A 13,429-nucleotide genomic window follows, 5' to 3' on the forward strand; every position below is an offset into this window, starting at 1 on the left:
GAACCGGGCTGTGATTAAAAAAAACGCAACCCTTCCATCCTATCGGTTTCGCCTCACCTCCGCGTAACTACGCACCCCTCACCGAGGATTGAATTTTTTCCTCAATCACCAGATCTCGATAAAAAAAGGTGCGATTCTCCCCCTGTAATACTTCACTGTAGGCGCGGTGGGATTCCTGACCGCGTACCCATCGCACCCCCGCTTGTTCCGGACAATGACGCGGCACAAATAAATTCCAATAGACCCACCGCCCGCCGATGGCACTGTGGTTGATAATTTGCCCTAAAACCCGCTGGCTATTGGCTTCAGACATATATTCAAAAATATTGCTGAGGTTGAACCGATCCACCCTGAGCGCCGGCCGTTCCTGAAGATAATCCTCCACCGCACCGCAATGCCATTGGAGGCGATCGAGATGGGCGCGGATCGGTTCAAACTGTTCTGGCCGAAGGACATAGGGGAGAGCCGTGCGGTAGGTTCCCGTTAACATCCATTGGAGATAAGGATTTTCCACAGGGTTGAGGGTCGTCAGGGCATAGCGGAGCCGTTGGCAGAGTTGCGCGATGGGATCCCCCTCCACATAGCGGAAAAATTGCGGATCACGCCCCCAACGGCCCAAGACTGGCCGGGAAAAAAACAGCCTAAACCCCCATTGCCAGCGGCGATGATTCCACACCTGATCATAAAAATCTTCCCGCTCCCCTTGGGGTTTAGTCTGCAATAACTGCTCAATGTCCTGGGGGGAATGGAGGAGGGGTAAAACATAGCGGCGAAAGGCGGCTAAGTATTGTTCAAACTTACCCAGGGTGGCGAAACCTTGGGCGATCGCCCCCCCTCGCCGATCCCAAAATTGCCGCACCCCATCCGTTAAAACCCCCCGACAACGACCATAGAGGGCGAACCGTTGGCTCCGGGTTGCGGGCCTTGCCCCCCAGAGTTGCAAGAGTTCATCATGGTTGAGTTGCCGATAGGCTGCCACCCGTAGGGCTAAACAGGCCAACTGGGCCGGATTCAGATCCACTGCAATCACCTGCTTGGGTTCCTGGGTGAGCAGTGCTAAAGTATTATCCCCCGCTGAGGCGATCGAAAGACACACCTGCCCCGGCTCCACCGCCAACGCCTTCAGCAACACATCCGTATCTTCCCAACATTGCCCATAGCGAATCTGGGAAAAATCCGCACGCTTGGCGATTTCCGTCGGCATTTTTAGGCCTGTAACTGTTTTTTAAAGGATTGCCAAAGGTTGCGCACCGTACTTTTTAATTGGCGGCGCTGTTCCCACCGTTCCAATTCCCGAAAATACGCCGCTCCCTTGGGCTGAAACGTTTGCCAAGCCCGCCAAAGAATCACCGTTCCCCCCATCAGCAGCGTATAGCGTGACCACCCTAAACCCCCGCCGGCCATGAGATCTAACCCTGCTAAGAGGCCGATGATGATCGTCGTGCGCACGGCTCGGTGACGGAAGCGATCGCGCCGATAGAGATCAAATTCTGTTTGTTGGGTTTGCTGTTGTTTTTGCGTCAGCCAAGCCGTTTCAGCGGCGGCGAGACAATCGGGAGAAATATTCAATTCCTCGGCAATTTCTAACAATTGCTCACGAGTAAACTCGCCATCCTCATCTTGGCGAGCTAGGGCTAATTGGAGGATTTGCTGCACATCGTCAGCTTGGTAGGTGGTGGGTGCCATCATCGCCACGGTTAAACGCCTGGCCCCATTATCGCCAATTAGCCGGGAAATGCGACCAGGGGAAAGTGCGGAAAACTCCCCCAAAGGGGCGATCGCCCCTTCCCGCCTTCCCGATACAATAAAAGCCAGAGCAGATTACTCACCCACGCAAGCATCTTCAATGACCCCCACCTGGCATTTGCCGAGGTGGGGGAGTGACCGGAGATAACCCGGTCGTAGCTGCGAATAGGCCACTCAGGTTAGTACGGCAACACTTCCGGTTGCTTCTCTAAATCGGACTATTTGTAAGGCCCTGGAATCTCAGGGAGTGGGGTCAGCCCAGAAACACCGTGCTAACTGGCTGAAGAGACCTGTAGTTTTGGAATTATCTTCCATTCAACTGGAAGCGCATTGACCAGTTCAGTGCGACCAAGGTTGAGCTACTTTATCGCGCCACGGGCATTTTGGTGAGTTGCCCGTAGAGATTGTCAGTCAGTGGGGTATTGAACCCCGCTGCCTGACGATTGTTTCCTCCCCCACCTGCGGTGCGAGGTGGGGGTTTCCACAAGGAGTTTTTGATGAACGGTAATATCCGCGTCGGCCAATTGTTTGGCATTCCCTTTTTTATCAACCCCTCTTGGTTCTTAATCCTCCTGTTAGGAACCTATTCCTTTGGGGGAGGCTTTAGCAATGTACCAGGGATCACAGGCGTTGGAGCCACCCTATTGGGGTTGCTCACCACACTCCTCCTCTTTGCATCCGTGTTGGCCCATGAGTTGGGCCATAGCTTAGTGGCCATGTCCCAAGGGATTGAGGTAAAGTCCATCACCCTGTTTATTTTCGGGGGGTTGGCCATGTTGGAAAAAGACGCAGAAACCCCTTGGCAGTCTTTGGCGATCGCCATTGCCGGCCCCCTAGTAAGCGTTGCCCTGTTTATTTTATTCACCCTCCTAGGGGGTGCGGGTCTCCCCCTACCTCTGCCAGTGTTGTTGGTTTTGGCTCCCCTCGCCACCATTAACCTCGCCTTAGCCCTCTTCAACCTCATCCCCGGTATGCCCCTCGACGGCGGCAACATCCTCCGGGCAATCATTTGGAAAATCACCGGCAACCCCAACAAAGGGTTACTCTACGCCAGCCGCGTCGGCCAAGCCTTTGGCTTTTTAGCGGTCGGTTTAGGCATTCTGGCGGTTTTGGGGATTAGCCAAGTGGGGAGTCTCTGGACAGCCTTTATCGGTTTGTTCCTCCTCCAAAATGCCGGGATGTCTGCCCAATCCGCCCAAGTTCAGGATAAACTCGACCACTACACCGCTAAAGATGCGATCATCCCCCATAGCCCCGTTGCCCCCGCAATGATGAATCTCCGGGAATTCGTCAACAACTACATCATCGGCCAACCCCAATGGCAACAGTTTGTGATCACCGATAACAATGGCAAACTCTGGGGAACCCTAGCCACCGATGCCCTCAAAACCATCCCCACTTCCCTATGGGCAGAAACCCATTTAAAGCAGTTAGTCATAACCGATAATCTCCCGGCCACCGTCCTCGCCAGCACCTCCCTGTTAAAAGTGGTGAAACAGTTGGAGGAAAAGCCCCAACCGGCTTTAGTGGTGGTGGATGAGGAAGGGGTTGTCCTCGGATTACTAGAAAAGGCTTCCATTCTTCAGCTTTTGACAGCAACCAAAACCGCTGATGATGCCATTGAGCCGGTTTCCTTCGTTCAACAGTAAGTTTCTCTTCTTAAATAAGAGTGAAAATGTATTAGTAGGGTGGGCAACGCCCACCACGCCTAACCTATAGCCGTAGCCAAGGGGATTAATTTCTAAAATCTCTAAGAGCGGACTTCAGTCCGCACTACGAACTGAGGGTCATGATTCTGCGTAGGGGCGAAAAATTTTTCGCCCCTACTCATTTTTGATATCAACGCAAAAAAAATTGCTATAGTGACAATGTATTATTGGTAATTATGAATGTTATCCCCACATCACCATGACCCTCTCCGTCGATCGCCCTCTCCTTTACCCCGATCGTGATGGCCAATCCATGGCAGACAACACCCGCCAATTCCAATGGATTGTTTTAATTAAAGAAAATCTGGAATGGATCTTTGCTGATGATCCCCAGGTATTTATCGCGGGGGATTTGCTTTGGTATCCCATCCAAGGCGACCCCAAAACCCGCGTTGCCCCCGATGTGTTGGTGGTCTTTGGCCGGCCCAAAGGGGATAGAGGTTCTTACAAACAATGGGAGGAAGACAACATCGCCCCCCAAGTGGTGTTTGAAATCCTCTCCCCTGGCAATACGCTTCAGGAAATGCTCAAAAAACAACAGTTCTACGATCGCCACGGGGTCGAAGAATACTACATCTACAATCCCGACGGTCACGATCTGGCCGGCCTCCAACGCATTGATGGCACATTAACGGCGATCGAAACCGTGGAAAACTGGACTAGCCCCCGCCTGGGGATTCGCTTCGCGTTCACCCCCGAAAACCTCACCATTTACCGCCCCGACGGGGAACGCTTTCTCACCACCATCGAACTCGCCACCGCCCGTAACGCGGAACGGGAACGAGCCGATGCAGCAGAAGCACAGGCACAACAGCAACAGCAACGAGCCGAACGACTAGCAGCCCAGTTGCGGGCGCTAGGAGTCGAACCGGAAGAGTAGAGTGCTACTCGTGCCATGCCCCACCAGTCTTAGCCGTTGCCCGTTCCCCGTTCCCCATTCCCTACCCCCCCACAAACTGACAAGGTTGCGCCAAAGCCGTATTCAACAACGTTTGATAGGTGCGATCGCCCACAATATAAGCCCCGAACCGTTGTAAATGGGGGTTTTGTAATTGAGCATCAAAGAGGGTGAACTGGCGCGATCGCAAATGCTCCACCAATTTCACCATCGCCACCTTTGAGCCTTCCGGGATACGAAAAAACATCGATTCCCCAATAAACGCCCCGCGAATCGCCAACCCCAAAATTCCCCCCGCCAACTCATCCCCCTGCCAAGTCTCAAAACTATGGGCCCAGCCATCGCGGTGCAGTTGATGATAGATTTTTTGCAGTTCCGGGGAGATCCAAGTAGTCTCGCGGGCCGCACAGCCTTGGCACACCGCCGTAAAATCCCGATTAATTGCCACAGTGAAGCGATTTTGGTTGAGCGATCGCCGTAGGGATTTCGGAAACCGAAAGCGATGATCCAGGGGAATCAAAGCCCGCTGTTGACTCGTATACCATCCCAAATCCCCCTGATCATCCGCCATCAGGAAATAGCCCTGGGAATACCCCTCAATAATCGCCGTCGTATCAATCCGCATCATGAGCCTTGAGCTACACTGTTTAACTCCATCATCCCCCCTTTCAGTTGCCCTGTACCAAAGCTTGTGATGATACCATGGTTAACTAGGCCGTCTCGGTTCATTGTTGCTCAACATCTTCATTCCCCTTGGTCTTGTCTTTAGCACCCTATGTTTAAAAATCTATTTGGCGATCCCAACACCCGTAAAGTCAAGCGATATCAGCCCTTTGTCGCGGATATCAATGCAATCGAGGAAGATATTCAAGTCCTTTCCGATGATGAACTGCGCGGCAAAACCTTGGAGTTTAAGGCTCAACTGGCCAAGGCCCGCACCGATGGTGAACGGGCAGATATTCTTGACGACATCCTCCCGGAAGCCTATGCAGTGGTGCGGGAAGCGGCCCTCCGGGTGTTGGGGATGCGCCATTTTGATGTGCAGATGATCGGCGGCATGGTACTCCACGATGGCCAGATTGCCGAAATGCGCACCGGGGAAGGCAAGACCTTGGTAGCAACGCTCCCCGCTTACCTCAACGCCCTTAGCGGCCATGGCGTTCATGTCGTCACGGTGAACGATTACCTGGCCCGGCGGGATGCGGAATGGATGGGGCAGGTCCATCGCTTTTTAGGGTTAACGGTGGGACTGATCCAAGCCGGGATGACCCCCGCTGAACGGCGCAAAAACTACGCCTGTGATATCACCTACGCCACCAACAGCGAACTAGGGTTTGATTATCTCCGGGATAATATGGCCACCTCCATTGAAGATGTGGTACAGCGGCCCTTTAACTATTGTGTGATTGATGAAGTAGATTCAGTGCTGATCGATGAGGCCCGCACACCATTGATCATTTCCGGCCAAATTGAGCGGCCCACGGAAAAATACGTCCGGGCAGCGGAAATTGCCACCCACCTCCATCCCCAAAATGAAGAGGATGGCACAGGGGAATATGAGGTGGATGAAAAGGCCCGTAACGTCTTGCTCAATGATGAAGGCTTTGCCAAGGCGGAGGAATTACTCGGTGTCACGGATCTTTATGATCCTGAAGACCCTTGGGCGCACTATATCTTTAACGCCATCAAAGCCAAGGAATTGTTTACTAAAGACGTGAACTATATTGTCCGCGATGAAGAGGTGGTGATCGTTGATGAGTTTACGGGCCGAGTGCTGAAGGGTCGCCGCTGGAGTGATGGCTTGCATCAGGCGATCGAGGCGAAAGAAGCGGTGAAGATCCAAAACGAAACCCAAACCCTAGCAACGATTACCTATCAAAACTTTTTCCTCCTCTATCCCAAGTTGGCAGGGATGACGGGGACGGCGAAAACCGAAGAGGCGGAATTTGAGAAAATCTATAACCTCCAGGTGACGATTATCCCCACGAACCTGCCCACCCGTCGCCGCGATTTGGCGGATGTGGTCTATAAAACCGAAGATGCCAAGTGGATCGCTGTGGCTAAGGAATGCCAGGAGATGCACGAAACGGGGCGGCCTGTATTGGTGGGAACGACGAGTGTTGAAAAATCAGAGGTGCTTTCTCGGTTACTACAACAGGCAAATATTCCCCACAATTTGCTCAATGCCCGACCGGAAAACGTGGAGCGGGAATCGGAAATTGTCGCCCAAGCGGGGCGGAAGGGGGCGGTGACGATCGCCACCAACATGGCCGGGCGCGGTACAGACATTATCTTGGGGGGGAACTCCGACTATATGGCGCGGCTCAAGCTGCGGGAATACCTGATGCCCCGGATTGTGATGCCGGAGGATAATAAGCAATTGATGATGTCGGTGGGGGCGGCGAAGGCTCCCCGCAAGGCTCCCCAAGGGTTCGGGGGGGAAGAGAAGAAGGTGAAAAGCTGGAAAGCTTCCTCGAATATTTTCCCCACGACGCTCTCAGCAGCAGCGGAAACGCTGCTCAAGGATACGGTGGCCTTTGCGGTGCAGCAGTATGGCGAGCAGAGTTTGCAGGAATTGGAAGCGGAGGAAAAAATTGCGATCGCCGCTGAAAGTGCTCCCATTGATGACCCCGTATTGCAAAAATTGCGGGAAGTTTATAACACGATCCGCAAGGAATACGAAGCCTTCACCAGCCGCGAGCATGATGAAGTGATTCAATCGGGGGGGTTGCACGTCATCGGCACAGAGCGCCACGAATCCCGCCGCATTGATAACCAATTGCGGGGGCGGGCGGGCCGTCAAGGCGACCCCGGTTCGACAAAATTTTTCCTCAGTTTGCAGGATAATTTATTGCGGATTTTCGGGGGCGATCGCGTTGCCGGGTTAATGAATGCCTTCCGCGTTGAAGAGGATATGCCCATTGAATCGGGGATGCTGACCCGCTCATTAGAAGGCGCACAGAAAAAGGTGGAAACCTTCTACTACGACACCCGGAAACAGGTGTTTGAATACGATGAAGTGATGAACAACCAACGCCGCGCCATCTATGCCGAGCGGCGGCGGGTGCTGGAGGGGTTCGACCTCAAGGAGCAGGTAATTGGCTATGCGGAACGCACCATGGATGATATTACCGATGCCTATACCAACCCCGAACTACCGCCGGAAGAATGGAAATTAGCGGAGTTGATCGGCAAAACCAAGGAATTTGTCTATCTCCTCGAAGACCTCCAACCCAAACACCTCGAAGATATGACCATCGGGGAAATTAAAACCTTCCTCTACGAAGAGGTGCGCAAAGCCTACGACCTCAAGGAAAACCAAATCGACAAAATCCAACCGGGGCTAATGCGCCAAGCGGAGCGGTTCTTTATCCTCCAACAGATCGACACCCTTTGGCGGGAACATCTGCAAGCCATGGATGCGTTGCGGGAAGCGATCGGTCTGCGGGGCTACGGCCAAAAAGATCCCCTCATTGAATACAAACAGGAAGGTTATGAAATGTTCCTGGAAACCATGGTAGATATTCGGCGCAATGTCGTTTACTCCCTCTTCCAATTCCAACCCCAAGGGCAACCCCAGACGGTTTAGAGGGAAAAGGAGAGAGGAGAGAGTGAAGTTCATGTAGGGGCGAAAAATTTTTCGCCCCTACACCCCATTGGGATTCTCTAGAATCTTTCACTTCCCACTGCCTACTCCCCACTCCCCCCTCCATAGAAAACCAGGGTAGTCAGTGCTTTAAAATAAAGGGCAACACTCCTCTGGCTTGCAACGATAATGACCGAAGATGCGATCCGCGAAGCGTACCTATCGCCCCTCTCACCCCCTAAAGGGTTAACTACCGCTGAAGTAGAGCGCAGCCGAGAAACTCACGGCAGTAATTTACTCACTCCCCCTCGCCGTGAACCCTGGTGGTTGCTGTTCCTCGCCAAGTTTGAAGATCCGGTAATTCGGATTTTGATTATTGCCGCTGTGATTGCGATCGCCATTGGCACCCTAGATGGCCAATTCATCGAAGGGGTCGGGATTTTAATCGCCATCCTCCTGGCCACAATCCTTGCCTTCCTCAACGAATACCGCGCTAACCAAGCCTTTAATATCCTCAACCAATATGTTGATGGTGTGCGCGTCCGGGTGATCCGCGATGGCCACCCCACCACCATCCCCCGCAAAGATGTGGTCGTGGGGGATTGGATCTATGTGGAGCAGGGAGAGGAAATCCCCGCCGATGGCGAGGTGATTGAAGCCGTTTCCCTGCTGATCGATCAATCCAAACTGACGGGGGAATGTGAGCCGGTGCAGAAATTTAACCGGGATGAACTCCTCGGTCAATCCGGCCTCGATGAAACCTATCCCCCCCATTGTCTCTACCGCAGCACGATTGTCGATCAAGGTAACGGCCTCTATCGCGTTACCGCCGTGGGGGATCAGACAGAAATTGGTAAACTGGCCACCGCCGTCGCCACCGTTGAACCGGGGGATCAAACCCCCCTCAACCAACAACTAGAGCGGCTCAGTGAATTAATCGGCGTGGTGGGCCTCAGCTTTGCCGTGACGATCTTTATTGCGCTCTTCCTGAGGGGCTGGCTCACCCAGGAAATTAACCTCAATGGTGCGCAAACCTATTTCCTTGCTGTTGTCATGATCACCATTGTCGTGGCCTTGATTCCCGTCTGGTTGCCAGTGGTGTATGACGGTTTGAAACTGGTCAACGAAGACTTAGAAGCCCCCGATTGGCTCGATGGGGGTGAGTGGCAGAGTTGGCTGAAGGCGATTGTCGGCGGCATCGCTGCCCTTGGCTTGGGTATTGGTGTGGGTTGGGGCTTGGGGATTTTGCCCCCCACTGGGGGGGTATGGTTGCCGACTCTGGTGGGGCAAACCCTCTTAGGCTATTTCATGGTGGCGGTGACGATTATCGTCGTCGCTGTGCCGGAGGGTTTGCCCATGAGTGTCACCCTTTCCCTGGCCTACAGTATGAAGCGCATGGCCCAGAATAATAATCTGGTGCGCCGGATGCATGCCTGCGAAACCATTGGGGCGGCGACGGTGATCTGTTCCGATAAAACCGGGACATTGACCCAGAACCAAATGCGGGTTTATGAGGTGAATTTTCCCAGTTTGCACAGTCGCAAGGTGGCGGATCTTGATTTGGCAACCCAGTTAATCGGGGAAGCGATGGCGGGCAATAGCACCGCTGACCTGGATGAGGAGCCGGGTAAACTGCCGGTGGTGATTGGTAATGCGACGGAAGGGGCGCTCTTGCTCTGGCTCCATCATCAACACATGGACTATTTCAACCTGCGGCGGGGTTTGGAAATTAAATTTCGCCTCTCCTTTTCCACCCAGACAAAATATATGGCGACGCTGGGCCATTCGGCGGCTTTGAAGCAGGAGGTGATGCACCTCAAGGGTGCGCCGGAGGTTTTACTCGAACGGTGTTCTCACATTTTGACGGAATATGGCCGGTTTCCCCTCAATAATAAGCAGCCAATTCTAGAGTTGCTCTATGAATACCAAGCGCGGGGGATGCGGACGCTGGGGTTTGCCTATAAGGAATTGCCCGATAATTTGATTCTGCCGGAGGCGGATGGGCAACAAGTGCCTGATGCGTTGACTTGGTTGGGGTTTGTGGCGATCGCCGATCCCCTCCGGGCGGAAGTCCCCGATGCGATCCGCGTCTGTTTAGCCGCCGGGATTGGCGTGAAAATTATCACTGGGGACTGTGCCGAAACCGCCCAGGAAATTGCCCGCCAAATTGGCCTCTGGCAGGGGGATGAAACGGATCCCTATGCCCTGATGACGGGGAAAGCGTTCCGCGCCCTTCCCGATGAGGAAGCTCGTAAGGCAGTGCAAAGCCTCAAGGTTTTAGCCCGTGCTGTTCCCCTCGATAAGCTGCGGCTGGTGCGACTGTTGCAGGAAGCGGGGGCTGTGGTGGGTGTCACTGGCGATGGCACTAACGATGCGGGGGCCTTAAAGCAGGCCAAGGTTGGCCTGGCCATGGGCAGCGGCACAGCGATCGCCAAGGAAGCCAGCGATATTATCCTCCTCGATGATTCCTTTCAAAGTATCGTGAACGCTGTGGTGTGGGGGCGATCGCTCTATAAAAACATCCAACGGTTCATCCTCTTTCAACTCACGATCAACGTCGTTGCCTTGGGTATTGCTCTCTTGGGGCCGTTCATTGGCGTATCGTTACCCCTGACGGTGACACAAATGCTCTGGGTCAACTTAATTATGGATACCTTTGCGGCCCTTGCTCTGGCCACAGAACCCCCCTCGGAATCCGTCCTCAAGGAAGCCCCCCGTTCCCCGACGGCTTTCATTATCACCCCCACAATGGTGCGTAATATTGTCGGCATGGGCTTAACCTTTTTGGTGTTTTTAGTCGGATTCCTCTTGTACTTGGATCGAGATGGGATCAGTCCCTATGAACTGTCGGTGTTTTTTGCGGTGTTTGTCTTCCTCCAATTTTGGAATCTATTTAATGCCCGTTGTTTAGGGATGTCCCAATCGGCATTTACCGGGTTGTTGGCCAATAAAGGGTTTGTCTTCATTGCCCTGACGATTTGCGTGGGGCAAGTGTTGATTATCCAGTGGGGCGGCGATATTTTTCGCACTGTACCCCTAAGCCTCAGGGATTGGTTCCTGATTATTAGCAGTACCTCGTTGGTGCTGTGGTTGGGGGAACTGTGGCGCTGGCGAGCGGCACGCTCCTAGGCGATTACACCCAGATCCGTAGTTCTGGGTTGTGGTGGTTTAGGTTGTCCGCTGTGCCTTGAATCCATTGGCTCTGGCTGCTCCGATTCAATAACTGTTGAACGGTGGCAACATCCATGGGGCGCGAGAGCCAATAGCCTTGGCCCAACTCACAGCCCAATTGCTGTAACTTTTGATGTTGGGCCTCGCTTTCAATGCCTTCGGAGACGACATTGGCCCCCAAATTATGGGCGAGGTTGATGATGGTTTGGGCGATCGCCATTTTGGTCGGGTCTTGATCCACCCCCATCACAAACGTGCGATCTACCTTAATCGTGTTAATCGGCAAATTGTGCAACCGGCTCAGGGATGAATAGCCCGTGCCAAAATCATCAATACAAAACCCAATGCCCAACTGTTGGATCTCTTGAAAAATCAAACTGTCAAAATTGGCGGTTTCCAGAAAACTGGTTTCCGTCATTTCCAGCTTTAAGGCCTGGGGCGGTAACTTCAGCCGTTGCAACAACGCCATAATGCGAGGGACAAGATCTGTTTCCTTGAGTTGCAACACCGAAACATTGACATGGACACTTAAATTCACCAGATTTGGGTGGGAGGCTCGCCACTGCTGGAGTTGTTCACAGGCCTGCTCTAAAACCCACCAGCCAATGACATGGATTTGGCCCGTTTCTTCCGCAACGGGAATGAAATCCGTCGGCCCAATCCAACCCCGTTGGTGATGATGCCACCGTACCAAGGCTTCTAGGCTATGGAGTTCGCCGGTTTTCAAGTTGAAAATCGGTTGATAGTAAAGGTGGAGTTCCGCCAATTCCAAGGCCCGTTTTAAATCATGCTCCAGTTCCAACCGTGCTAGAGCCACGGGTAACATCGAGGGTTCAAACAGGGCGCTAGTGCTGCCTCCTTCGGCTTTGGCGCGGTACATGGCCAGATCCGCATCCCGCAGCAGTTGATCCGGGCGTTGATAGGTGCGATCGCCCAAGACAATCCCCACACTCGCCCCCACCGAAAAACTACGCTGCTCCAGGAAAATCGGCTCCTGCATTTGGGTGACTAAGTGGGCGGCGATCGCCTGCGCCGCCTCCGTATTCCCCACAGCGGGCAACAGCACCGCAAATTCGTCCCCACCAAACCGGGCTAACTTGGCGGTGGGGGGGAGGGTTTCCTGAAGCCGCTGGGCCACTGCTTGTAAAAGGCGATCGCCCACAATATGCCCTAGGCCGTCATTAATAATCTTGAAGCGGTCTAGATCAATAAACAACACGCCATAGTTATGCTCCTTCCCCTCCTCCATCGCTTGATCAAGGCGGCTCTGCAATTGCTCCGTAAACCAGGTGCGATTATGCAGCCCCGTCAGGGGATCATGGTAGGCGTTGTATTGCAGTTGTTCTTCCGCATGGCGACGGGCAGTAATATCCTCCACCGTCCCCTCAAAATAGAGCAAATTCCCCTGTTGATCCCGCACCGCCCGCTGGGTTTCTGAGACCCAAATAATCGTGCGATCGCGCCGATAAACCTGAGATTCCGCATGGTAAACAATCCCTTCTGTCTGGGTGCGGGCCGCCAACTCCTGCCGCCGTTGGGGATCCACATAAAGCTGATGGCCAATATCCGTCAGATTCATAATCAAATCCACCGGGGAATCATAGCCATAGAGTTGGGCTAAAAAGGGGTTCGCATTGAGATAACGACCATCTAACGTGGTTTGAAAAATCCCCTGGGTAATATTTTCAAAAATACTGCGATACTTCATTTCGCTATAACGCAGGGCCGATTCCACCGATTGACGATGGAGTTCCCCCCGATGGGCCGCCATAAACCGCCCCAAATCCCGCGCCATCAGTTCTAAAATTTCACATTCATAATCCGCAAAGGGCATCTCCCGCGCCGTCAGTGACACAAAACTCAAAATGCCGTACACCTCCTGATCCACCCAAATCGGTGTCGTAATTGCCGTTTGAATCGGCAGATGGGCCGCCAGGGGATGCCGGCAAGATTGTTCCTGGCTATCCCCGATCCAAGTTTGGCGGATCAATGGGTCGTTTTCGGCATCTAGGGCATCGACTTGGAAGCCCGCTAAGGGTTCCCCCTGGGGGTTTTGGATATGGTGGATGGAATAACGGGGGCCGTGGCGTTGCAAGATCATGCCGATGGGCAAGTCTAGTAAATGCCGGCCAGCAGTTAGATAAGCATCGCTGCATTCAGCAAAGGATTGATAAACTCCAGTGCTGAGACGATGGAGTTCCTTGAGGCTGCGGCTAAAGTGGGCGAGCATTTGAGACTGTTCCCGGTAGCGGTGTTCGCTACTGTGAAAGTCCGGAAGACCCTGTTGCTTTTCCATAGTAATGATCTGGGGAAGTGAAT

The 13,429-nt window shown here is 53.3% G+C and carries 8 protein-coding genes; 4 read left to right on the top strand and 4 right to left on the bottom strand.

The genetic code is table 11. The annotated features are described in order from the left end of the window. Window positions 1-67: 67 nt before the first annotated feature. Both VB712_RS14120 and VB712_RS14125 read right to left on the bottom strand, forming a co-directional pair. Window positions 68-1,204 carry a DUF3419 family protein gene (locus VB712_RS14120; RefSeq protein ID WP_323255785.1) on the bottom strand — a complete coding sequence of 379 codons (1,137 nt, stop codon included), beginning with the start codon at window positions 1,202-1,204 and terminating at the stop codon, window positions 68-70. Window positions 1,205-1,206: 2 nt separating this feature from the next. Then, window positions 1,207-1,686 (bottom strand): 2TM domain-containing protein, encoded by a 480-nt coding sequence (locus tag VB712_RS14125; protein WP_323255787.1) that lies wholly within the window; start codon window positions 1,684-1,686, stop codon window positions 1,207-1,209. A 557-nt stretch (window positions 1,687-2,243) separates the two neighbouring features. On the opposite strand from VB712_RS14125, the gene VB712_RS14130 reads away from it, so the two are divergent. Both VB712_RS14130 and VB712_RS14135 read left to right on the top strand, forming a co-directional pair. Next, the gene (locus VB712_RS14130) at window positions 2,244-3,395 is read left to right on the top strand and encodes a site-2 protease family protein (RefSeq protein WP_323255789.1); all 1,152 of its coding nucleotides are present in this window, start codon (window positions 2,244-2,246) and stop codon (window positions 3,393-3,395) included. A 259-nt stretch (window positions 3,396-3,654) separates the two neighbouring features. Beyond that, window positions 3,655-4,335, top strand: a complete 681-nt coding sequence (locus VB712_RS14135) for a Uma2 family endonuclease (RefSeq protein ID WP_323255791.1) — start codon at window positions 3,655-3,657, stop codon at window positions 4,333-4,335. Between the two features lie 61 nt (window positions 4,336-4,396). Here the strand turns inward: VB712_RS14135 and aat are convergent, their stop codons facing one another. Then, window positions 4,397-4,978, bottom strand: coding sequence for a leucyl/phenylalanyl-tRNA--protein transferase (gene aat, locus VB712_RS14140; RefSeq protein WP_416236356.1), 582 nt, complete (start codon window positions 4,976-4,978; stop codon window positions 4,397-4,399). A 150-nt stretch (window positions 4,979-5,128) separates the two neighbouring features. Between aat and secA the strand changes: the two genes are divergently transcribed. Together secA and VB712_RS14150 are read left to right on the top strand one after the other, a co-directional pair. Continuing rightward, a complete protein-coding gene (gene secA / locus VB712_RS14145; RefSeq protein ID WP_323255794.1) occupies window positions 5,129-7,942 on the top strand; it encodes a preprotein translocase subunit SecA in 2,814 nt (937 codons plus the stop codon). Between the two features lie 186 nt (window positions 7,943-8,128). After that, entirely contained in the window at window positions 8,129-11,068 is a 2,940-nt protein-coding gene (locus tag VB712_RS14150) for a calcium-translocating P-type ATPase, PMCA-type (protein WP_323255796.1), read from the top strand. Between the two features lie 4 nt (window positions 11,069-11,072). Here the strand turns inward: VB712_RS14150 and VB712_RS14155 are convergent, their stop codons facing one another. Continuing rightward, the gene (locus tag VB712_RS14155; RefSeq protein WP_323255798.1) at window positions 11,073-13,406 is read right to left on the bottom strand and encodes a putative bifunctional diguanylate cyclase/phosphodiesterase; all 2,334 of its coding nucleotides are present in this window, start codon (window positions 13,404-13,406) and stop codon (window positions 11,073-11,075) included. Window positions 13,407-13,429: the final 23 nt, after the last annotated feature.

This window comes from Spirulina sp. CCNP1310 (assembly GCF_034932185.1).
Lineage (GTDB): Bacteria > Cyanobacteriota > Cyanobacteriia > Cyanobacteriales > Spirulinaceae > Spirulina.